17 protein-coding genes are annotated in these 21,896 nt (G+C 59.7%); 10 read left to right on the forward strand and 7 right to left on the reverse strand.

All coding sequences use genetic code 11. The annotated features are described in order from the left end of the window. Positions 1-7 precede the first annotated feature (7 nt). The 6 genes from queA (at position 8) to SULPSESMR1_RS05550 (ending at position 7,138) form a co-directional block, all read left to right on the forward strand. The gene (gene queA, locus SULPSESMR1_RS05525; RefSeq protein WP_089419914.1) at positions 8-1,084 is read left to right on the forward strand and encodes a tRNA preQ1(34) S-adenosylmethionine ribosyltransferase-isomerase QueA; all 1,077 of its coding nucleotides are present in this window, start codon (positions 8-10) and stop codon (positions 1,082-1,084) included. A gap of 102 nt (positions 1,085-1,186) precedes the next feature. Then, positions 1,187-2,455 carry an MFS transporter gene (locus SULPSESMR1_RS05530; protein ID WP_089419915.1) on the forward strand — a complete coding sequence of 423 codons (1,269 nt, stop codon included), beginning with the start codon at positions 1,187-1,189 and terminating at the stop codon, positions 2,453-2,455. A gap of 115 nt (positions 2,456-2,570) precedes the next feature. Beyond that, positions 2,571-3,167, forward strand: coding sequence for a DUF924 family protein (locus tag SULPSESMR1_RS05535; RefSeq protein WP_089419916.1), 597 nt, complete (start codon positions 2,571-2,573; stop codon positions 3,165-3,167). A 95-nt stretch (positions 3,168-3,262) separates the two neighbouring features. Continuing rightward, positions 3,263-4,657: a dihydrolipoyl dehydrogenase gene (gene lpdA / locus SULPSESMR1_RS05540; RefSeq protein ID WP_089419917.1), complete on the forward strand. Its 1,395-nt coding sequence runs from the start codon at positions 3,263-3,265 to the stop codon at positions 4,655-4,657. Positions 4,658-4,848: 191 nt separating this feature from the next. Beyond that, positions 4,849-5,613, forward strand: coding sequence for an SDR family NAD(P)-dependent oxidoreductase (locus SULPSESMR1_RS05545; protein WP_089419918.1), 765 nt, complete (start codon positions 4,849-4,851; stop codon positions 5,611-5,613). Positions 5,614-5,968: 355 nt separating this feature from the next. Next, entirely contained in the window at positions 5,969-7,138 is a 1,170-nt protein-coding gene (locus SULPSESMR1_RS05550; protein ID WP_089419919.1) for an MFS transporter, read from the forward strand. On the opposite strand, the gene SULPSESMR1_RS05555 is transcribed toward SULPSESMR1_RS05550, so the two are convergent. Further along, positions 7,128-9,824, reverse strand: a complete 2,697-nt coding sequence (locus SULPSESMR1_RS05555; RefSeq protein ID WP_157728968.1) for a VWA domain-containing protein — start codon at positions 9,822-9,824, stop codon at positions 7,128-7,130. The genes SULPSESMR1_RS05550 and SULPSESMR1_RS05555 overlap by 11 nt on opposite strands. 200 nt (positions 9,825-10,024) lie before the next feature. Here SULPSESMR1_RS05555 and uvrA point away from each other — a divergent pair, with 200 nt between their 5' ends. Beyond that, positions 10,025-12,925 (forward strand): excinuclease ABC subunit UvrA, encoded by a 2,901-nt coding sequence (gene uvrA / locus SULPSESMR1_RS05560; RefSeq protein WP_089422173.1) that lies wholly within the window; start codon positions 10,025-10,027, stop codon positions 12,923-12,925. A gap of 18 nt (positions 12,926-12,943) precedes the next feature. Here the strand turns inward: uvrA and SULPSESMR1_RS05565 are convergent, their stop codons facing one another. The 6 genes from SULPSESMR1_RS05565 to SULPSESMR1_RS05590 form a co-directional block, all read right to left on the reverse strand. Next, positions 12,944-13,897: a transketolase gene (locus SULPSESMR1_RS05565; protein WP_240311255.1), complete on the reverse strand. Its 954-nt coding sequence runs from the start codon at positions 13,895-13,897 to the stop codon at positions 12,944-12,946. Then, entirely contained in the window at positions 13,894-15,021 is a 1,128-nt protein-coding gene (locus SULPSESMR1_RS05570) for an AI-2E family transporter (RefSeq protein WP_089419921.1), read from the reverse strand. Before SULPSESMR1_RS05570 ends, SULPSESMR1_RS05565 begins: the two co-directional genes overlap by 4 nt. Before the next feature lie 72 nt (positions 15,022-15,093). Further along, positions 15,094-16,062, reverse strand: coding sequence for a 3-hydroxyisobutyrate dehydrogenase (mmsB, locus tag SULPSESMR1_RS05575; RefSeq protein ID WP_240311254.1), 969 nt, complete (start codon positions 16,060-16,062; stop codon positions 15,094-15,096). Beyond that, entirely contained in the window at positions 15,963-17,009 is a 1,047-nt protein-coding gene (locus SULPSESMR1_RS05580) for an enoyl-CoA hydratase/isomerase family protein (RefSeq protein WP_089419923.1), read from the reverse strand. The genes mmsB and SULPSESMR1_RS05580 overlap by 100 nt, the downstream gene beginning before the upstream one ends. Continuing rightward, a complete protein-coding gene (locus SULPSESMR1_RS05585; protein WP_089419924.1) occupies positions 17,006-18,148 on the reverse strand; it encodes an acyl-CoA dehydrogenase family protein in 1,143 nt (380 codons plus the stop codon). Before SULPSESMR1_RS05585 ends, SULPSESMR1_RS05580 begins: the two co-directional genes overlap by 4 nt. 115 nt (positions 18,149-18,263) lie before the next feature. After that, positions 18,264-19,763, reverse strand: coding sequence for a CoA-acylating methylmalonate-semialdehyde dehydrogenase (locus SULPSESMR1_RS05590; RefSeq protein ID WP_089419925.1), 1,500 nt, complete (start codon positions 19,761-19,763; stop codon positions 18,264-18,266). A gap of 126 nt (positions 19,764-19,889) precedes the next feature. On the opposite strand from SULPSESMR1_RS05590, the gene SULPSESMR1_RS05595 reads away from it, so the two are divergent. The 3 genes from SULPSESMR1_RS05595 (at position 19,890) to coaD (ending at position 21,890) form a co-directional block, all read left to right on the forward strand. Further along, positions 19,890-20,789 carry a LysR family transcriptional regulator gene (locus SULPSESMR1_RS05595; protein WP_089419926.1) on the forward strand — a complete coding sequence of 300 codons (900 nt, stop codon included), beginning with the start codon at positions 19,890-19,892 and terminating at the stop codon, positions 20,787-20,789. A 63-nt stretch (positions 20,790-20,852) separates the two neighbouring features. Then, positions 20,853-21,287 carry a CBS domain-containing protein gene (locus SULPSESMR1_RS05600; protein ID WP_089419927.1) on the forward strand — a complete coding sequence of 145 codons (435 nt, stop codon included), beginning with the start codon at positions 20,853-20,855 and terminating at the stop codon, positions 21,285-21,287. A 108-nt stretch (positions 21,288-21,395) separates the two neighbouring features. After that, positions 21,396-21,890 carry a pantetheine-phosphate adenylyltransferase gene (coaD, locus tag SULPSESMR1_RS05605; protein WP_089419928.1) on the forward strand — a complete coding sequence of 165 codons (495 nt, stop codon included), beginning with the start codon at positions 21,396-21,398 and terminating at the stop codon, positions 21,888-21,890. Positions 21,891-21,896 lie beyond the last annotated feature (6 nt).

Below are 21,896 nucleotides of genomic sequence, written 5' to 3' on the forward strand. Positions count from 1 at the left end.
GCAGGCCATGAAACTGACCGACTTTGACTTTGACCTGCCCGACGAGCTGATCGCGACCCGCCCTGCGGTGCCGCGCACTTCGGCGCGATTGCTGGTGGCGGATACGGCGCAAATCCACGATGCACGGGTTTCCGACCTGGGCAGATGGTTGCGCGCGGGCGACCGGCTGGTGTTGAACGACACCCGCGTGATTCCTGCGCGCCTGTCCGGACTGCGCGCCCGCATGTCGGCGCAGGGTGCCACCGAGGCGCGGATCGAAGTAACCCTGCTGGAGCCGCGTGCCGACGGTACGTGGTCGGCGTTGGTCAAGCCGTTGAAAAAGCTGAAAATTGCCGAGGTCGTGCAGTTCTCTGATGCGCTGTCAGCGACGCTGGACGGCGTAGAGGACGGACAGGGCCACCTGCGATTCAATCTTGCGGGCGATGATTTCGACGCTGCGCTGGCCGAGGCCGGTGCGATGCCGCTGCCGCCCTATATTGCGGCCAAACGTCCTGCCGACGAGCAGGACAAACACGATTATCAAACCGTCTGGGCGCGTCATTCCGGTGCGGTGGCCGCCCCCACGGCGTCGCTGCATTTCGATGACGCCTTGCTGGCAGAACTGGCGGCGATGGGCGTGGCATTCACCCATGTCACCCTGCATGTGGGCGCGGGCACCTTTCTGCCAGTCAAGGTGGATGATGTGACCACCCACAAGATGCACGCAGAATGGGGCCATGTCAGCGCCACCGCCGCCGCCGAGATTGCCGCGACCAAGGCTGCAGGCGGGCGCGTGATTCCCGTGGGCACCACCGCCCTGCGCCTGATAGAGAGCGCCGCACAAGATGGCACCGTTCAGCCGTGGGACGGCACGACCGACATCTTTATCTATCCCGGTTTCACCTTTCAGGTGGCGGACGGTCTGGTGACCAATTTCCACCTGCCCAAGTCCACGCTGATGATGCTGGTGGCGGCCCTGATCGGGCAAAACCGCATCCGCGAAATTTATGCGCACGCAATTGCTGAAAAATATCGGTTTTTCAGCTATGGAGATGCGTCGCTGTTGCTTCCCCTTGGGACAGACGACCCAAACAGACCGCAATAAGTCGCTTTCATCCCCGACCGCACCCCTTTGGTGTGAGACAGGGGTGCGACTGTCCTACCGCCGCAGCATCAGCCAAACCCGCGACACATATCGGAGCGCATTATGTTTTCAGTTCTTTCAAGCGCATGGGCCTTGCTGTTCGGCATGGGGCTTTTGATGCTCGGCAACGGGATGCAGGGCACTCTGCTGGGGATTCGCGGCAATATCGAAGGGTTTTCGACCCTTGAGATGTCGATTGTCATGTCGGCCTATTTCGTCGGCTTTCTGGGTGGCAGCCGTATGGCGCCCAACATGATCCGGCGCGTGGGCCACGTGCGGGTGTTCGCGGCTCTGGCCTCGTTGATCTCGGCGGTGATGATCATGTATCCGACATTTGCCGATCCATGGGCGTGGACTGTGGGCCGTGTTCTGATCGGTTTTTGTTTCTCGGCTGTCTATGTGACCGCCGAAAGCTGGCTGAACAATGCGGCCACCAACGAAAACCGTGGCCAGGCGCTGTCGCTTTATATGATCGTGCAAACGCTGGGCATTGTCGCATCGCAGGCGCTGATGGTAACGGCGGACCCGTCCGGCTATGTGCTGTTTGTGATCCCTTCGGTGTTGGTCAGCCTTGCGATAACGCCGATTTTGCTCTCGATCAGCCCGACACCGGCTTTTGAAACCACCAAGCCGATGTCGCTGCGCCAGCTGGTCAATTTCTCGCCCTTGGGTTGCGTCGGCATGTTTCTGCTGGGCGGCGTGTTTTCGGCACAGTTCGGCATGGCCTCGGTTTACGGCGCGCAGGCAGGGCTGAGCATTGCGCAAATCTCGACCTTTGTGGCGATGTTCTTTGTGGGTGCTATGGTGCTGCAATACCCCATCGGTTGGATTTCCGACCGTATGGACCGCCGCCTTTTGATCGTCGCAGTCAGCGCCATCGGCGGTGCCGGCTCGATTCTGGGGATATTGCTGGGCCATCAGTTCACCATGTTGCTGATCTCGGCCTTTGTGGTGGGGGGCATGTCGAACCCGTTGTATTCGCTGCTGATCGCACACACCAACGATTTTCTGGAGCCCGAGGATATGGCCGCTGCGTCGGGGGGCATGATATTTATCAATGGCTTGGGCGCAATTACCGGTCCGCTGATCACCGGCTGGTTGATGGATAATGTGGGGCCGTCGGGCTTTTATCTGTTCACCGCCGTATTGTTTGCGGCCCTTGTGGTCTATGCGATCTACCGCTCGACCCAGCGTGCGGCGATTCCGGTGGATGAAACCGGGTCGTTCGTGGCGATGTCTCCGGCGGGCACCACAGTGGTGGGCATGGAAATCGCACAGGAATGGGCCATCGAATCTGCGCAGGAAGAAGACGACGGCTCCGAAACAGCCTGAGCATCCGTTTTACAACAGTGCCGGATTTATGTCGGCGCTGTTGCATTTCGTGAATTGCAGCATTGTTACAAAACTTTAACAGTCAAAAGCAGCGCAGGTGCAAACGGAGTAGCCCATGGCACAGCAAAGTGAAGTGACCCCGGACGACGTCCTGAATTTCTGGTTGGACGAATGCACGCCCGCAGACTGGTACAAGGCCGAAGATGCCTTTGACGACCAGATCCGAACACGGTTCGAGGGGGCTTGGGAATACCTGTGCGCGGGTCACTTTTCGATGTGGTTGACCTATCCCAGTGGTGCGTTGGCTTATATCATTCTGGCCGACCAGTTCCCCCGCAATATGTTTCGCGGTCAGGGCAAAGCCTTTGCCAGTGACCGGATTGCCAAGGCCGCAGCCAAATCGGCAATCGACAAGGGGTGGGATCTGCGTATCGACACACCCGCACGCCAGTTCTTTTACCTGCCACTGATGCATTCGGAAAACCTGTGTGATCAGGACCGCTGCGTGCGTCTGATGTGCAAGCGGATGAACGACGGTGGCACCAACCTACTGCACGCGCGGGCCCACCGTGAAGTGATCCGCCAGTTTGGCCGCTTTCCCTATCGCAACGACGCACTTGGGCGCAGTTCGACCGCGCTCGAAGTGGCCTATGTGGACAACGGTGGTTACAGCACCACCGTCCGCGCGCTGGAACAAGTTCAGGCAGCCTGAAATCCGAATGACGCGACAGACCCTTGCGGTTGTGACGTGATGGGATATGGTTTAACGCTAAACTATATCCCATTGCGCAGCCAGCGAGGACACATATGGCCGAGACTTCCTTTGATCTGATCGTGATTGGCGCAGGCCCCGGCGGCTATGTCGCAGCGATCCGTGGCGCACAGCTGGGCATGAAAGTGGCCATAGTCGAGCGCGAAAACCTGGGCGGTATCTGCCTGAACTGGGGCTGTATTCCCACCAAGGCGCTGTTGCGCACGTCCGAAGTGTTCCATTTGATGCACCGCGCCAAGGAATTCGGGCTGAAGGCCGAGAATGTAGATTTCGACCTGCCCGCCGTTGTCAAACGCTCGCGTCAGGTGGCGGGGCAACTGTCGGGTGGCATTGGCCATCTGATGAAAAAGAACAAGATCACCGTGTTCATGGGGGCCGCCACACTGCCCGCCAAAGGCAAGGTGAAGGTCAAGACCGACAAGGAAACGCTGGACCTAAGCGCCAAGAACATCGTTCTGGCCACGGGCGCGCGCGCCCGCGAATTGCCGGGGCTTGAAGCTGACGGCGATCTGGTCTGGACCTACCGCCATGCGCTGGATCCAAAGCGGATGCCCAAGAAGCTGCTGGTCATCGGATCGGGTGCTATCGGGATCGAATTCGCCAGCTTTTACAACACGCTGGGTGCCGACACGACCGTCGTCGAAGTGATGGACCGCGTGTTGCCAGTGGAAGACGAAGAAATCTCGAAATTCGCCAAAAAGCAGTTTGAGAAGCAGGGCATGAAGATCATGCAAAAGGCGATGGTCAAAAAGCTGGACCGCGCCAAGGGTAAGGTGACTGCGCATATCGAAACGGGTGGCAAGGTGGAAACCCAAGAGTTCGACACTGTGATTTCTGCCGTGGGCATCGTCGGCAACGTCGAGGATCTGGGGCTGGAAGACTTGGGCGTGAAAATCGACCGCACCCATGTGGTCACCGACAAATATTGTCGTACGGGTGTCGACGGGCTTTATGCCATTGGTGACATTGCAGGCGCGCCGTGGCTTGCCCACAAGGCCAGCCACGAGGGCGTGATGGTGGCCGAACTGATGGCAGGGATGGATCCGCATCCGGTCAAACCCGAAAGCATCGCAGGCTGCACTTATTGTTATCCGCAGGTTGCGTCGGTCGGCTACACCGAAGCCAAGGCCAAGGAACTGGGCTATGAGGTCAAAGTGGGCCGTTTCCCCTTTATCGGCAATGGCAAGGCGATTGCATTGGGCGAGGCCGAGGGCATGGTCAAAACCGTCTTTGACGCCAAAACAGGTGAACTGTTGGGCGCGCATATGGTCGGCGCGGAAGTGACCGAACTGATTCAGGGCTATGTTATAGGCCGCCAGCTGGAAACCACGGAAGAGGATTTGATGAACACCGTCTTCCCGCATCCGACTCTCAGCGAGATGATGCACGAAAGCGTGCTGGATGCCTATGGCCGCGTGATTCATATGTAAGACGGGCAGGGGCCTGTCAGCGATATTGGAACCGTCTGCACTGTTACACTGCGGGCGGTTCTTTTTTGGGCGTCCGAATGCCTGAATAGGATGCCCTGCGCCGCTACAGCTTTTCCATCGCTGAACAAGGGCGTAGGAAACCCCAAGACCCGTGCGCGGTCAAACCATCCGGCCATCAAGGATAATCTGCCATGTCTGACAAGACCCAAGACAACAGCCCGTTCAAGAAACCCACCGTGGCCGTGACGGGTGCCAGCCGCGGCATCGGTCATGCCATCGTCAAGGAATTCCACAACTCCGGCTGGGAGGTCTTTACGCTGGCCCGCACACCGTTTTCCGAAGTGTGCCCTTGGGCCGAGGGCATTGTCCAACACATCGAAATTGATCTGGCTGATCCGGTGTCGATTCGCGCGAGTCTGGCAGAGCTGAAGAAACGTCTGGGCAATCGCGGTCTGAACGCGCTGGTGAACAATGCCGGTATCTCGCCCAAGGCGGAAGATGGCGGGCGGATGTCCGCAACCGGCACCTCGCTTGAGGATTTCCAGCGGGTGATGATGGTTAACCTGATGGCCCCGATGATGCTGTGCAGCGAGCTGTTGGGCCCGTTGCAACAGGCCAAGGGGGCGGTGGTCAACGTAACCTCGATTGCGGGGCAGCAGATCCATCCCTTTGCCGGATCGGCCTATGCGGTGTCCAAGGCCGGCCTGTCCGCGCTGACCCGCGAACTGGCCTTTGAACTGGGTGACAAGGGCGTGCGGGTCAACGCCGTCTCTCCGGGCGAAATTGCCACGTCGATCCTGTCCGCAGGCACCGAAGAGATGGTCGAGCAGCAGGTGCCGATGAAACGCTTGGGCAGCCCGGTAGAAGTGGCTGAAGTCGTCAGCTTTTTGTGCAGCGCTAAAGCGTCTTATGTGACGGGCGCCGAGATTCCGATCAACGGCGGGCAGCACGTCTGAGAGGAACTATGCCACATAGGGTAGCACCCGCGCATAGTGCTGTCGTGTTGGTCATTACTTTGGATGGCTTCTGTTTGGTGTAAGCCGCGCAAATGCAGAAAACTTTCTCAATGCGGGACACTACCCGGTTTGGCCTTTCCTTGGACTGTCAGATTACCAAGCGTCCCTAAGCTCGCCCAAGTTGTTGAATGCTCGGCGCGTAACCAGCTGACAGTTGCTTGAGGGGTATGAACAAAGTGCAGTTTTATCCCCAAAGCCGTCCCATACGCATCCTGATATCCCCCGTCACACCTTTCCCATCCGCGCATCCTCTGTCAGAACGGACACAACCCCGTCCTGTGAAAGCGCCCGCCCCGTGACCAGCACCCGCACCCCCGTCGCCCTTGTATTTGCACTTTGGGGCGCGGGGCTGGGGGCGGCGGCGCAATATGGCAAGATCAGCGTGATCTTTGACCAGTTTCCACAGATTTACCCCGATGCGGGCGCGGCTGTCGGCTGGGCGGTGTCGCTAGTGGGTCTTCTCGGTATCATCTTTGGTGTTGTTGCGGGCATTCTGGTGGCGCGTATCCGCTATCGTCGGGCGCTGCTGATGTCGCTGTGGCTGGGGGCTGCGGTGTCGGCGGTGCAGGCGACAATGCCGTCGTTTCACTGGTTTCTGGCCCTGCGTGCGCTTGAGGGGCTGTCACATCTGGGGCTGGTGGTGGCCATACCGACACTGATCGCCCAGATCACCGCCCCCAAGGATCGCGGCTGGGCGCTGACCCTGTGGGGGACGTTCTTTGGCGTGGCCTTTGCGGTGCTTACATGGGCAGGGCTGCCGCTGGTGGCGGCGTGGGGTGTACCTGCACTGTTCGTGGCGCACAGCCTGTATCTGGCGACCTTTGCCGTGGTGCTGATGGTTTGGCTGCGGTCCCTGCCGGGCAAGGGGCCGGACTCGCCGCTGTCACTGGGCCACGTTTTGCGCAGCCACCTGACGATCTACGGTTCGGCGCGGATTGCGGCACCGGGGCTGGGCTGGCTGTTCTACACATTTTGCTTTGTGTCGATCCTGACGGTGTTGCCACCCTATATCCCCGCTGAGGTCCGCGCACTGGTCATGGGAGCGATGCCGCTGACGTCGATTGCCGTTTCGATGACCTTGGGCGTGTGGTTGTTGGGGCGGCGCAGTGCGGTCTGGGTGGTCTGCTGGGGCTTCGGGCTTAGCGTGCTGTCGATTGGCTGGCTCTGGGTGCAGCCGGGTTTGCCGCTGGGTTGTCTGGCGCTGGCGGCGGCGATGGGGTTGATCCAGGGGGCGACCTTTGCCGCCGTGCCACAACTGAACGATACAGCCGCCACGCAGGCGCAGGCCAACGGGGCGATGGCGCAGATGGGCAATCTGGGCAACACGCTGGGCACGCCGGTGATGGCGGCCGCCTTGGCGGGGTTGGGCTATTCCGCCCTGCCATTGCTGGCAGGAACGGCGTTTGCCGCAGGGCTGGTGCTGCATCTTATTCTGGCAGCACAGCGCGCATCGGTCAGGGCGTGACAGTAAAGGGCTGGCGCGCCATCACCCGCCTGCCCGCGTTCATCACATAGAACAGCTCGTAGTCGCCCGGTGTTTCAGGCAGGGTCAGCAGCGCGATTTCGCCCTTTCTGGCATAGACATAAGTTTCATAGGCCTCGGACCCCGGTGCGCCGATGCCGATATAGTCACGCTGATACCCCGGCCCGTCAAAGGGGATTGCGACCTTGCTGCCTGCCGCCCCGCTTTGCGGTGCATTCAGCGTAACGGTGATGTCAGTGACAGTCACCGGCGCAGTGGCAATCACCTTGCGGCCCTGATTCAACACATAGCGCAGTTCGTAGTCGCCGGGCAGGGGCGGCATCTCCACCCGCGCAGGCGTGCCGTCGCGGGTATAGGTATAGCCGGTGTATTTCTCGCCGGGTTTGCCAATGGCTATAAAATCGCTGCGATAGTCCGGTCCCTCCCATGGGACGACGACGGTCGCGCCCACCACCGCGCCCTGCGGCGCGGTAATCTGTGCATTGACGTCCGTCAGCGTGATCATCGCAGTGGCAATCACTTCGCGGTCTTGGTTGAGGACATAGCGGACCTCGTATTCCCCCGGCTCGGTCGGCATCGTCAGTTGCACGGGCGACCCGTCGCGGGTGTAGGTGTAGTTGGTGTATTTCTCACCGACCTTGCCGATGGCGATAAAGTCGTTTTTGTAATCCGGCCCTTCCCACGGGACCGGAACCACCGCCCCCGCGATTGCCTCGGCGGGCGGGGTGACGCTGGCCTTCACCTCTGTCAGCGTGATCATCGCAGTGGCAATCACTTCGCGGTCTTGGTTAAGGACATAGCGGACCTCGTATTCCCCCGGCTCGGTCGGCATCGTCAGCTGCACGGGCGACCCGTCGCGGGTGTAGGTGTAGTTGGTGTATTTCTCACCGACCTTGCCGATGGCGATAAAGTCGTTTTTGTAATCCGGCCCTTCCCACGGGACCGGCACCACCGCCCCCGCGACCGCCTCGGCGGGCGGGGTGACGCTGGCCTTCACCTCTGTCAGCGTGATCATTGCAGTGGCAATCACTTCGCGGTCTTGGTTGAGGACATAGCGGACCTCGTATTCCCCCGGCTCGGTCGGCATCGTGAGTTGCACGGGCGACCCGTCGCGGGTGTAGGTGTAATTGGTGTATTTCTCACCGACCTTGCCGATGGCGATAAAGTCGTTCTTGTAATCCGGCCCTTCCCACGGGACCGGAACCACCGACCCCGCGATTGCCTCGGCGGGCGGGGTGACGCTGGCCTTCACATCGACCACGGTGATCGTGCGGCTGGCAATCACAGTGCGGTCCTGATTCATGATATAGCGCAGCTCGTAGGTGCCCGCTTCGGTGGGCATCGGCAGCGAGGCAGGGGAGCCGTCGCGGGTATAGGCGTAGTTGGTATATGCCGCGCCAGGTGCGCCCACTGCGATAAAATCACTGTTGTAATCGGGGCCACTCCATGTGACCGCGACAGAGGCGCCTGCCACGGCTGTGTCCGCTGCCTCAAGTGTAGCAGTGACGGGAGTGACGGTGATCGGGCGGGTGCCGATGATGGTGCCGTCTTTTTGGTAGTAGCGCAGTTCGAACGTGCCTGCGCGTGGGGGCATCAACAGGCTGACTGGGTTGCCGTCGCGTACATAAGAATAGTTGATCGCGCGGTTTCTGTCGTCTTGCGGGTCAGCGATGGCAACATAGTCATTCCGTTCGGCGGGGCCCGCCCAGCTTACGGGGATGGTGTCACCCATCGGTGCAGTGTCCGCCGCCTCGAGCGTTGCAGTCACGGCGGGTTTTTCGAATACAACCGTCAGGGTCGCATCCTCGCCCGCAATCACTTGCAACTGGCCTTCCAGCGCCGTTTCGACCTGAGCGCGATAGGCGGTGATCTTGTAGGCACCGGGCAGCAGGTCCAGCACCAGCGGGTTAACCTGCTGGTCGGTGGTCAAAGCGGACCCATCCGGTCCGGTCACGGTCCACAGCACCGGATCCTCCAGCAGCGGCGCGCTGGCGTCACCCTCGACCGCGCGCATCGTGGTGGTGACGGGCACCGGTGCGGGCTCTGGCGTGGCGGCGATGGTGGTCAGGGCAGTGGTCAGCTCGTCTGCGTTGGCGGCGGTCAGAAAGGTGCCGCCTGTTTCCTCGGCCAGACATTGCATCTGTCCCAAGGCCTCGGCGTCGGTGACGTCAAAGCCGATGACATGGGCGGTGAAATCGATGCCTGCCTCTTCCAGCAGGCGCGCAGCTGCACAAGGGTCGGGGTTGCAGGTTTCGATCCCGTCCGAGACCAGAATAACGGTGGCCTTTTCTTCGGTGTAGCGCAGCGCTTGGGCTGCGGCGATGACCGCATCGGTCATCGGTGTCTTGCCCAGTGGTTTGATCGCGCGGACGGCTGCCCCGATGGCATTGCGGGTGTCGGGGCCGGGTGCCACGATGGTTTCGATGTCGGTACAGTCGCCACGGGTGCGATGGCCGTAGACTGTCAGCCCCAACTGCTGATCATCGGGGATGGTCGTCAAAAGTTTGGTCACAACCTCTTGGGCGATGGTAATCTTGGCCACTTCGTCGATCTGTCCCCACATCGACCCTGATCCATCAAGGACCAAAATGGTATTCGAGCGATCTTGCGCCATCACAGGCTGCGCAAGCAGACCCAACACACCAAAAACTGCCAGCAGAAAACGCATGTTCAAACCCTCTTCAAAAAATGTGCCGTTCAATATGCGGTCAAAAGATCACGCCTTTGCGAGTCGGTCCAGCCCCCCGTAGAGGGCGGCTGCTGACATATTGTGTCAGTGGTCAAGCCATGTTCCCCATTGGTTCTGTTTTTATCATTGGAGAATCCGCCACGGGCACCTATGTACAGACCGTTAACCTTGGGGCGGATATGGCAGAGCTGAAAAACATCGAAGTGCGCGGTGCGCGCGAGCACAACCTGAAATCCATTGACGTGGATATTCCGCGCGACCAGCTGGTGGTGATCACCGGCCTGTCGGGGTCGGGCAAATCCTCGCTGGCCTTCGATACGATCTATGCCGAAGGGCAGCGCCGCTATGTGGAATCGCTGTCTGCCTATGCGCGCCAGTTCCTTGACATGATGCAAAAACCGGACGTGGACCACATCAGTGGCCTGTCGCCCGCGATCTCGATCGAACAAAAGACCACGTCGAAGAACCCCCGCTCGACCGTCGGCACCGTGACCGAGATTTACGACTATATGCGGCTGTTGTTCGCCCGCGTCGGTACGCCCTATTCGCCCGCCACCGGCAAGCCCATCGAGGCACAGCAGGTTCAGGACATGGTCGACCGTACGATGGCGATGAAGGAGGGCACGCGCGCCTATCTTCTGGCGCCGGTCATCCGCGACCGCAAAGGCGAATACCGCAAGGAATTCATCGAGTTGCGCAAGCAAGGCTATCAGCGGGTCAAGGTGAACGGTGAATTTTACGATCTGGACGAGCCCCCGGTGCTGGACAAGAAATTCCGCCATGACATCGACGTGGTCGTGGACCGCATTGTGGTGCGCGAGGGGCTGGAAACGCGACTTGCTGACTCCTTGCGCACTGCGCTGAATTTGGCCGACGGCATCGCCGTTCTGGAAACCGCGCCGGTTGGGGCCGGTGGCAATGACGACGCGGACGAGCCTGAACGCATGACGTTTTCCGAGAAATTCGCCTGCCCCGTCAGCGGCTTTACCATCCCCGAGATCGAACCGCGCCTGTTCTCCTTCAACGCGCCCTTTGGCGCATGCCCCGATTGCGACGGGCTGGGGGTCGAGCTGTTCTTTGATGAACGTTTGGTGGTGCCCGACCAGAACCTGAAGATTTACGACGGCGCGCTGGCGCCGTGGCGCAAGGGCAAGTCGCCCTATTTCCTGCAAACGATTGAAGCCATTGCAAAGCATTACGAATTTGACCCTCAGACCAAGTGGAAGGATCTGGATGCGCATGTGCAACAGGTGTTCCTGTTCGGTTCGGGCAAGGACGAAATCCCGTTCCGTTACGACGAAGGCGGGCGCGTTTATTCGGTGACGCGCACGTTCGAAGGGGTCATTCCCAATATGGAACGTCGCTACCGCGAGACCGACAGCAACTGGGTCCGCGAAGAGTTCGAACGCTATCAGAACAACCGCCCCTGCGGTACCTGCCACGGTTACCGTTTGCGCCCCGAGGCGCTTGCTGTGAAAATCGGCCCTGCCGACAGGCCGGACGAATTGCTGCACGCGGGTCAGGTGGTCGAAATGTCGATCCGCGAGGCCTATGCGTGGTGCGAAACCGTGCCAGACAACCTGACCAAGCAGAAAAACGAAATCGCCCGTGCGATCCTCAAGGAAATCCGCGAGCGGCTTGGTTTTCTGAACAATGTCGGGCTTGAATACCTGACCCTCAGCCGCAACAGCGGTACATTGTCGGGTGGCGAAAGCCAGCGAATCCGGCTGGCCAGCCAGATCGGTTCGGGGCTGACAGGGGTTCTTTATGTGCTCGACGAGCCGTCCATCGGTCTGCACCAACGCGACAACGACCGGCTGCTGGGCACGCTGAAAAATCTGCGCGATCAGGGCAATACGGTCATTGTGGTCGAACACGACGAGGAAGCGATCCGCGAGGCGGACTATGTTTTTGACATCGGACCGGGGGCAGGGGTGCACGGCGGGCGCGTGGTGGCCCACGGCACGCCCGACCAGATCGCCGCCAACCCTGACAGCATCACCGGCCAGTATCTGACCGGGGCACGCGAGATTGCTGTGCCCGCGACCCGTCGGAAGGGCAAGAAAAAGTCGGTGAAGGTGGTCAAGGCCTCGGGCAACAACCTTCAGGACATCACGGTTGACTTCCCGCTGGGCAAATTTGTCTGCGTCACCGGTGTGTCGGGCGGCGGCAAATCCACGCTGACGATCGAAACCCTGTTCAAAACCGCCTCGATGCGGTTGAACGGTGCGCGCCAGACACCAGCGCCCTGCGAAACGATCAAGGGGTTGGAGCATCTGGACAAGGTTATCGACATTGACCAACGCCCCATCGGGCGCACCCCGAGGTCGAATCCAGCGACTTACACCGGTGCCTTTACCCCGATCCGCGATTGGTTTGCGGGCCTGCCTGAGTCAAAGGCGCGCGGCTATAAGCCAGGGCGTTTCAGCTTTAACGTCAAGGGCGGGCGCTGCGAGGCCTGTCAGGGCGATGGTGTTATCAAGATCGAAATGCACTTCTTGCCCGACGTTTACGTCGAATGTGAAACCTGCAAGGGCAAGCGGTACAACCGCGAAACGCTTGAGGTCACCTTCAAGGGCAAGTCGATTGCTGACGTGCTGGATATGACGGTGGAAGACGCCCAAACCTTCTTTCAGGCGGTCCCGTCGATCCGTGAAAAAATGGACGCGCTGATGCGCGTCGGGCTGGGCTATATCAAGGTGGGCCAGCAAGCGACGACCCTTTCAGGTGGCGAGGCGCAGCGGGTAAAGCTGTCGAAAGAACTGGCCAGACGCTCGACGGGCCGGACGCTTTACATTCTGGATGAACCTACCACCGGCCTGCACTTCGAGGATGTGCGCAAGCTGTTGGAAGTACTGCACGAACTGGTGGATCAGGGCAATTCGGTCGTGGTGATCGAACACAATCTGGATGTGGTCAAAACCGCCGATTACCTGATCGATATCGGCCCAGAGGGCGGTGACGGCGGCGGGCAGGTGGTGGCCACAGGCACCCCCGAAGAGGTCGCTGAAGTCGCGGCCAGCCACACGGGCCGTTATCTCAAACCGATGCTGCAAGGTCGCAAGGTCGCCGCCGAATAGGGCGGCGACCCTGAGGCGTCAAAGAACGGCGCGAGCGATGCGGATCAGTTGCAGCGTCTCGAAAGCGTCATCCTCCAGTACCAGAACTTCGCCGTTCACAGTTGCATAGTTATATCCGGTGGCGGGTGCTGGCAGACGGTACATACGCTGAATCTCGGCCTGTGTCAGCGCTGCTGTAGGCGCCAGACCCACCCCGTCGGGTAGATCAACAACGCGCGCCAAGCTATTGACTTTCAATAAAGTATCGTACTCCCTCATGCTAAGAAGTACTGGCATGCCGTCAATCAGCGCGTAGCGCTGGTTCAAGGGCGCAGGTGCCAGATCATAAAGGTTTGCGATCTGACCGGAGCTCAGCAGCAACTGATCATAAGGCTGAATGTCGCGGTCGCGGTAGATGTCTACTCGGTCATTCAGCAATCGGTCATAGTAGCGGTCGTCATGATCCACCCATTGTTCATAGGTCACACCTTGTTTGGCCAGTCCGGGTGGAACGCAAGGCGGGTCTTTCTTGGCCAAACCGGGGGGGCAGTTGCGATAGCGCAAGCGGGCTTCTTCGGGAATATCGGCATAAACCGTGTCCAGTCCCAACAGCGCCAGCGGCAGTGCAGTGATGATGCTGCGCAGGTCGCGGTCTTTTGGGGCCTGTACGTTCAGGATTTCGCGTGCGACGCGGTCCAGATCGGTGCGGTCGCGGGACTTGCGGGGACCGTTATTGCCTCTGACGTGTCCTCGGTTTGTGTCTTTGTGGCTTTTGGCTTTCTTCGGTCCGTCATTGTGCTTGTCGGCTTTGGGGCCCTTGCCCTTGGCTTTGCCTTTTTCGGATTTTCCGGGGTTATTTTTGTCGTTCTTAATCAGCAAAACCGGATCACTTTTGATGTGGACGCGGGGGGTCGCGGTGGCGGCAAGGGCGGGCACGGCAAAGCCTGTGCTGGCAACAGCAACCGACGCGACAAGGATGAGGAGATGTTTCATTTGGATTTTGTTCCTTGTTTGAGAATGTCCATTTCCAGTTTCGTTTGTGAATTGGCTCCGATGTCTTGTGCATCGCCCAGAAACCGGCCCAGATGGCGCATCGGCTCGATCTCGTCCAGAATGATCTTGGCCACGATCAGCAATGGAACCGCCACGATCATGCCGATAACGGACCAGATATAGGCAAAAAATGCCACCACCAGAAACAGAACGGGCGCGTTCAGGTGCATCCGCCGCGAGATAAGCAGCGGCGTGACCACTTGTCCCTCGATGCTGGTGCAAGTCATGTAGACCAGAAAAACCAGCACTGGCGACCAGATTGCACCGTATTGCGACGACGCCAAAAGGGCCGCGATGCACGCCCCCGCCAAGCCCCCGAAGTAAGGAATAAAATTCAACGCAAAGGCCATCACGCCAATTGCGATATATTGGTTCACACCCAGCGCATACAGGCATGAGCCGATGGTTAGCCCTAGCCCTGCGTTGATCAGGGTGATGCCACCCAGATAGCGGCCCAATCTGCGCTCAATTGTGGTGACAAACTCCAGCGCGCGGGTCTTGTCCTTGGTCTGGCCGATGCTTTCCACGGCGCGTTGCAGGAAAAAGTCGCCCGAACTGAGCAGGAAGAACAGCAAAAGCACCGCAAACAACAACTGGCTGACCAGTTGCGGCGCAAGTGTGAGGATCTGGCGTTTCGAGTTGTCCTCGTCCACGACGGCCACTTCGACGGGTTTTTGCGCCAAACCGTCGCTGTTTTCGATCATGTTATCAACAGCTTCAGCGGCTTCCGCCACGGCCTTGATCGTGCCATTCTGTGCCGCACCGATGCGGTTTTGCATTTGTTCCAGCAGTTCGGGCACGTCCCGCACCATCATGCTGACAGGTGACGAAAAGTAATAAAGTGACAGGGAAATCAGGCTGATGATCAGGCCGGTAAAGCAAAATGCGATCAGCGCACTGGGAATCCCAAGGCGTTCCAGACCGCGACGCGGACGGCTGAGCACGAAATAGGCCAGCACGGCCGCAGTAACCGGAATCAGAAATGAGGCCGCAGCGACAAGCCCGTAGATCAGCATGATGATAAAGATGCCGACGACCGGCAAAGCCGTGGAGTTCTGGCTCATGGTTGCGTTGCCCCCCAAGGACGCATGGTTCAGGGGATAACGCCTTATGCGTGTAAACGGTTCCTTAGGCTGTCAGCCGCGGCCACGTTTGGAAAACCGTGGTAGCATCGCGCTGAAATCGCGGCCTTTGCCGCCTTCGTCCTCGACAAAGGTTTTATACAACGACAGCGCCAGTTGCCCCATCGGCGTGTCCGCGTCGGCGGTTTCGGCGGCCTGCTGGCTCAGCCCCAGATCTTTCAGCATCAGTTCGGCTGCAAAGCCCGGCTTGTAATCGTTGTCCGCAGGCGATTGCGGCCCGACACCCGGGGCGGGGCAATAGGCGTTCATGCTCCATGAATAGCCCGAGGATGTGCTGACCACGTCAAACATCTTCTGTCGCTCCAGCCCCAGTTTGTCGGCCAGCGCAAAGGCCTCGCAGGTGGCGATCATGGTGGCGCCAAGGATCATGTTGTTGCAGATTTTGGCGGCCTGTCCGGCACCTGCCGCGCCGCAATGCACCGCCTTTTGGCCCATGATGTCAAACAGCGGTTCGGCCTTGGCAAAGGCATCTGCACTGCCGCCCGCCATAAAGGTCAACGTGCCGCCCGAGGCGCCGCCAACGCCGCCCGAAACGGGGGCGTCTACGGCCAGAATCCCTGCCTTTTCAGCGTCTTGTGCCACGGCCCTTGCGCTGTCCACGTCTACGGTGGAACAGTCGATAAAACACGCGCCCTTGGACATCAGCGGAATGATCTGGGCCGCTACATCGCGCAAAATTGCGCCGTTGGGCAGCATGGTAATTACCACATCCATACCGGTGGCGGCGGCGTTGATTGTGTCGGCTTGCGCCACACCTTCTGCAGTGGTGCCTGCGACGTCAAATCCTGTTACATCGTGGCCCGCCTGTGCCAGATTGGCCGCCATCGGCGCGCCCATGTTGCCAAGGCCGATAAATCCGATTTTCATTGGTCTGTTCCTCCCAGTTTCAGTGCGTTGTCGCCCAGCGGGCGCAGCATCTTGCTGACCGCGCTTGGCGGTACATCGGTGTCTGCATATTGCCACGCAGGGTTGCGGTCCTTGTCGATGATCGCAGCGCGGATACCTTCAAGAAAATCGCCATGCTCCATCGCGCGCGCGGTAAATCGGTATTCCAGATCCAACGCCTTTTCGATGGTCAGGGACGGACCGCGCAGGCGGTGCAGGGCCTCGATGGTGCAGGCCATCGACAGCGGGCTGTTGCGATCCAGCGATTTCAGCGCGGCGCGGGCAAAGTCGCTGTCTTCTGCCTGCAACGAACGCCGGATATCGCCAAGCGACTCACCGCCAAAGTGGCGGTTGATGTCGTCCAACTGCGCTTGCAGGGGGCCGGTTTCGGGTGTCTCGGACGTGGTGTTCAACAGGGTGACATCACCGGTGCTTTCCAGTTGTTCGATCAACGCAGGCCACTTTAGCTGTGGAGTGTAACTATCAGCAAAACCTGCGAAAATCGCATCAGATGGCCCCATGCGTGCAGCGGTGGTGCCCAGATATTCACCCAGCCGTTCCGGAGCCAGGGCCAGCATCAGCGTACCGCCCACGTCAGGGATCAACCCGATGCCAACCTCGGGCATGGCGATCTGGCTGCTTTCGCCCACAATCCGGTGCGAGCCGTGACAGCCAATGCCCACGCCACCGCCCATAACAAAGCCTTGCAGGAAGCTGACGATGGGCTTGGGATAGGTAAAAATCTTGGCGTTCAGACGGTACTCGTCAGCCCAGAACCTCTGACCATAGGCAAAATCGCCCTTGCGCCCTGTGGCATAGAGTTCGGCAATATCCCCGCCGGAACAAAAGGCGCGGTCGCCTTCGGCGTCGATGATCACCAGTTTCACCGCAGCGTCATCGCGCCACCGGTCCAACGCGTCTTCGATGGCCAGACACATGTCATAGGTCATCGCGTTCAGCGCCTTGGGGCGGGTGAGGGTGATACGGCCCGCGACGCCAACCGTTCTGATGGAAATATCGCTCATCGGTTTTTCAACATATCGCGTGCGACGATGACGCGCATGATTTCGTTGGTGCCTTCAAGGATCTGGTGAACACGCAAATCGCGCACCAGTTTTTCGATGCCGTAATCGGCCAGATAGCCATAGCCGCCATGCAGTTGCAGGCATTGGTCGACAACCTTTGATCCGGTGTCGGTCACGAACTTTTTAGCCATCGCGCAAAATTTGGTGGCGTCAGGCGCACCCTGGTCCATTTTCCACGCGGCCTGACGCAAAAAGACCCGTGCAGCTTGCAGTTCGATCTCCATATCGGCCAGACGCCATTGCAGGCCCTGAAACTGGTCGATGCTTTGGCCGAATGCCTTGCGTTCACCCATGTAATTCAGTGTCGCGGTCAATGCGGTCTGGGCCGCACCCAGTGAACAGGCGGCAATGTTCAAACGCCCCCCGTCCAGTCCCATCATCGCATACTTGAAACCCTTGCCCTCTTCCCCGATCAAATCGGTGCTGGAGATATTGCAGTTGTCGAACTGCACTTGGGCCGTGGGCTGCGACCGCCAGCCCATTTTGTCCTCCAACGCACCAAAGGACAGCCCCTTTGTGCCGTCCTTGACGTAGACGGTGCTGACGCCGCCCGCACCTGCATCACCGGTGCGCACCATGCAAACATAGGCATCAGAATAGCCACCGCCCGAAATGAACGCTTTGGTTCCATTCAGGCTGTAGCCTTCGTTCGTCCGTTCAGCGCGGGTTTTCAGCGCGGCGGCATCCGATCCCGATCCCGGTTCGGTCAAACAATAGCTAAGTACAGTGTTCATCGCGATAACATCGGGCAGCACCCGCGCTTTCATCTCGTCGCTGGCAAAACTGTCGATCATGCGCGCGCACATGTTGTGAATGGACAGGAACGCGGCGACGGATGGGCAGGCCATGCTAAGCGCTTCGAACACCAATGTGGCGTCCAGACGGCCCAGGCCGGCACCGCCTGCGTCTTCCGACACATACAGCCCGCCAAAGCCCAATTCACCCACTTGGGGCCAAAGGTCTTTGGGAATGGTGCCTTGGGCCTCCCAGTCGCGGGCATGGGGTGCGATGGCATCTTGGCCAAAGCCATAGGCCATGTCGAAAATGGCTGATTGTTCGTCTGTCAGTGCGAAATCCATCGCATCCTCCCTGATCGTCGAAATAGGCGCTTTTGCTGTCAGGTCGCGTGACGCGGGCCCCGAATGTCGCCCCGGCGCCATTGGCACCGGAGCAGGTCTTAGTTTGGTCGCGGGCTTATTCCATAACAGGGATCGAGAATTCGCCGCCTTCCTTGATGCCCGAGGGCCAGCGTGCGGTCACGGTTTTGGTGCGCGTGTAGAATTTGAACGCGTCGGGGCCGTGCTGGTTCAGGTCGCCAAAGACCGATTTTTTCCAGCCGCCAAAGGTGTGATAGGCCAGCGGCACAGGGATCGGCACGTTGATGCCGACCATGCCGACGTTGATCCGGTTGGCGAAATCACGCGCCGCATCGCCATCGCGGGTAAAGATCGCGGTGCCGTTGCCGTATTCGTGATCCATCGCCAGACCCAGCGCCTCTTCGTAATCCTTGGCGCGCACGCAGGTCAGAACGGGGCCAAAGATTTCCTGTGTGTAGATGTCCATATCCTTGGTGGCATGGTCGAACAGGTGCGGGCCGATGAAATAGCCGTCTTCATAGCCTTGCAGCTTGAATCCACGGCCATCGACAACCAGCTTTGCGCCTTGGTCGATGCCTGTTTGTACCAGACGCTCGATGTTTGCCTTGGCCGCAGCCGTCACGACGGGGCCGTAATCCACGTCGTTGCCAGCCGTGTAGGGGCCAACTTTCAGCTTTTCGACGCGCGGGATCAGTTTTTCCATCAGACGATCGGCCGTTTCGTCGCCCACGGGCACCGCAACCGAGATTGCCATGCAGCGTTCGCCGGCCGCACCGTAACCGGCACCGATCAGCGCATCGGCGGCCTGATCCATGTCGGCGTCGGGCATGATGATCATGTGATTCTTGGCACCGCCAAAGCACTGGACGCGCTTGCCGTTGGCGCAGCCCGTGGCATAGATGTATTCCGCAATCGGGGTCGAGCCGACAAAGCCCACCGACTGGATCACATCGTGGTGCAGGATCGCGTCAACGGCTTCCTTGTCGCCGTTCACCACCTGAATGATGCCTTTGGGCAGGCCTGCTTCTTCCAGCAGTTCGGCCAGCATCAGCGGCACCGAGGGGTCGCGCTCGGACGGCTTGAGGATAAAGGCGTTGCCGCAGGCAATGGCGGGCGCAAACATCCACATCGGGATCATGGCGGGAAAGTTGAAGGGCGTGATGCCCGCCGTCACGCCCAGGGCCTGACGCATGGAATACATGTCGATGCCGGGGCCTGCGCTGTCGGTATATTCACCTTTGAGCAATTGCGGCGCGCCGATGCAATATTCAACCACTTCCAGACCGCGCTGAACGTCACCGGCAGCGTCGGGCAGGGTCTTGCCGTGTTCGCGGCTGAGCGCTTCGGCCAGCTTGTCCATGTCTCGGTTCAGCAGGTCGACGAATTTCATCAGCACGCGGGCGCGGCGCTGGGGGTTGGTGGCGGCCCATTTGGGTTGGGCAGCACTAGCGTATTCCACAGCTTTGTCCAGTTCTGCGCCATTGGCCAGCGGTACGCGGGCCTGCACCTCGCCTGTGGACGGGTTCATCACGTCGGCAAAGCGGCCCGAGGTGCCTTTGACGTGTTCGCCGTTCAGATAGTGGGTCAACTCTTGCATGGAATATCCTTTGGGTTGGTGTTCTGTTGGGCGCAGTCTAGCCTTGCAAAAACACATGGAAAAGACGCATCTTACCAAAACAGTCCTGCATTTTTGCAAAATGGATCGGGAAGGGCGCGTGACTACATGGAAACCCGTTGGGACGATCTGCGGCTGTTTCTGGCCATCGCCCGCGAGGCCAGCCTGACCGCAGCGGGCAAGACGCTGCGGCTGGACCCCGCCACGCTGGGCCGCCGGATGGTGCGATTGGAGGCGTCATTGGGGGCCACATTGTTCGTGAAATCCCCCCAAGGCTATGCGCTGACCGAAGCAGGCGTGACCCTGATGGACAAGGCCGAGGCAGCCGAGGCCGCGATGCGCGCGGCCACATCGACGCTGTCGGGGGCACAGTCGGACCGGCTGACGGGGCAGGTGCGCATCGGGGCACCTGATGGCTGTGCCAACTATCTGATGCCGCAGGTTTGCGCCGATCTGGCCGATCTGCACCCCGATCTGGACATCCAGGTGGTCGCTTTGCCGCGCGTCTTCAACCTGTCGCGCCGCGAGGCGGATCTGGCCATCGGCGTCAGCGCGCCCACGGCGGGCCGGCTGACCGTGCAAAAGATCACCGATTACCGCCTGCATCTCGCCGCTGCCGACAGCTATCTGGCGCGGCATCCGCAGATAACGACCGCCGCTGACCTGCAAGGGCATCGGATCGTCGGTTATATCCCCGATATGATCTTTGATCGCGAGCTGGATTATCTGGCCGACATCGGCCTGCCGCGCACGGCACTGGCGTCGAATTCGGTTTCGGTCCAGCTGAACCTGTTGCGCGCGGGGGGCGGGGTGGGAATTGTCCACGACTTTGCATTGCCCGCAGCCACCGGTCTGCGCCGCATCCTGACCGACCGGATCAGCCTGACCCGTGCCTTTTACCTGATCCGTCATGCAGATGATCGCAACAATGCGCGGCTGACGCGTTTTGCCGATGATCTGGTGGCGGGCTTGCGCGTGGAACTGGCCCGACTCGAGGCACACGCTTGACTCAAAAGGGGTTTGCGGGGACGATCAGTATATTGCCAGTTAAACCATCACACGAGGTTTCCCATGCTTGTCCATCACATCCTGCAATCGAAATCCAGTGACGCGGTGATCACGGTCAAACCGGGCACCAGCGTCTCGGATGCTGCCAAAATTCTGGCCAAGCACAAGTTCGGCAGCGTGGTCGTGTCCAAAGACGGTTCTACCGCCGACGGTATCCTGTCCGAGCGTGATATCGTGCGCGAACTTGCCAGCCGTGGCGCCGGCTGTCTCGAAGACCCTGTCGAGGCCTATATGACCAAAAAACTGGTCACCTGCACACGTCAGGACAGCGTCGAAAGCGTGTTGCAGAATATGTCAGACGGGCGTTTTCGCCACATGCCCGTGATTGAAGACGGCAAAATGGTCGGCCTGATCACCCAAGGGGATGTGGTCAAGGCGCGTTTGTCCAAAGTGTCGATGGAAAAGGACGCCTTGCAAGGGATGATCATGGGGCGCTGACGTGCCGGTTGTCATAACTGTCTGACGCTACGTCTTGGCGCTTGCATTCTTGTGTTCCAAGTGGTTGCTTGCCGCGAAATAATATTACCTTGACCACGGAGCACGCCCATGCGCGTTGGCCTTTATCCCGGCACATTCGACCCCATCACCTTGGGACATATCGACATTATCCGCCGCGCAACGTCGCTGGTCGACAGGCTGGTAATCGGGGTTGCGATCAACCGTGACAAGGGGCCGCTGTTCTCGCTGGAAGAGCGGGTCGCCATGATCGAGGCAGAATGCGCCAAGCTGGCCGAACAGACCAAGACAGAGATTATCGTTCATCCTTTCGAGAACCTGTTGATTGATTGCGCGTCGGATGTCGGTGCGCAGATGATCATTCGGGGTCTGCGGGCTGTGGCGGATTTTGAGTATGAATATCAGATGGTCGGCATGAACCGCCAGTTGAACGACGAAATCGAGACTGTGTTCCTGATGGCCGAAGCGACGCATCAGGCGATCGCGTCGAAGCTGGTCAAGGAAATCGCGCGGCTGGACGGCGATGTTACCAAATTTGTCACGCCGCAGGTTAATACCGCGTTGATCACGAAACTTTCAGGCTGACGCGGG

The sequence above is a fragment of the Pseudosulfitobacter pseudonitzschiae genome (genome assembly GCF_002222635.1).
GTDB classification, from domain to species: domain Bacteria; phylum Pseudomonadota; class Alphaproteobacteria; order Rhodobacterales; family Rhodobacteraceae; genus Pseudosulfitobacter; species Pseudosulfitobacter pseudonitzschiae_A.

Excerpts from the sequence above, each read along its gene's own strand:
- queA (WP_089419914.1), top strand. The coding sequence starts at position 8 with ATGAAACTGACCGACTTTGACTTTGACCTGCCCGACGAGCTGATCGCG.
- SULPSESMR1_RS05530 (WP_089419915.1), top strand. The coding sequence starts at position 1,187 with ATGTTTTCAGTTCTTTCAAGCGCATGGGCCTTGCTGTTCGGCATGGGG.
- SULPSESMR1_RS05535 (WP_089419916.1), top strand. The coding sequence starts at position 2,571 with ATGGCACAGCAAAGTGAAGTGACCCCGGACGACGTCCTGAATTTCTGG.
- lpdA (WP_089419917.1), top strand. The coding sequence starts at position 3,263 with ATGGCCGAGACTTCCTTTGATCTGATCGTGATTGGCGCAGGCCCCGGC.
- SULPSESMR1_RS05545 (WP_089419918.1), top strand. The coding sequence starts at position 4,849 with ATGTCTGACAAGACCCAAGACAACAGCCCGTTCAAGAAACCCACCGTG.
- SULPSESMR1_RS05555 (WP_157728968.1), bottom strand. The coding sequence starts at position 9,824 with ATGCGTTTTCTGCTGGCAGTTTTTGGTGTGTTGGGTCTGCTTGCGCAG.
- uvrA (WP_089422173.1), top strand. The coding sequence starts at position 10,025 with ATGGCAGAGCTGAAAAACATCGAAGTGCGCGGTGCGCGCGAGCACAAC.
- SULPSESMR1_RS05565 (WP_240311255.1), bottom strand. The coding sequence starts at position 13,897 with ATGAAACATCTCCTCATCCTTGTCGCGTCGGTTGCTGTTGCCAGCACA.
- SULPSESMR1_RS05570 (WP_089419921.1), bottom strand. The coding sequence starts at position 15,021 with ATGAGCCAGAACTCCACGGCTTTGCCGGTCGTCGGCATCTTTATCATC.
- SULPSESMR1_RS05580 (WP_089419923.1), bottom strand. The coding sequence starts at position 17,009 with ATGAGCGATATTTCCATCAGAACGGTTGGCGTCGCGGGCCGTATCACC.
- SULPSESMR1_RS05585 (WP_089419924.1), bottom strand. The coding sequence starts at position 18,148 with ATGGATTTCGCACTGACAGACGAACAATCAGCCATTTTCGACATGGCC.
- SULPSESMR1_RS05590 (WP_089419925.1), bottom strand. The coding sequence starts at position 19,763 with ATGCAAGAGTTGACCCACTATCTGAACGGCGAACACGTCAAAGGCACC.
- SULPSESMR1_RS05595 (WP_089419926.1), top strand. The coding sequence starts at position 19,890 with ATGGAAACCCGTTGGGACGATCTGCGGCTGTTTCTGGCCATCGCCCGC.
- SULPSESMR1_RS05600 (WP_089419927.1), top strand. The coding sequence starts at position 20,853 with ATGCTTGTCCATCACATCCTGCAATCGAAATCCAGTGACGCGGTGATC.
- coaD (WP_089419928.1), top strand. The coding sequence starts at position 21,396 with ATGCGCGTTGGCCTTTATCCCGGCACATTCGACCCCATCACCTTGGGA.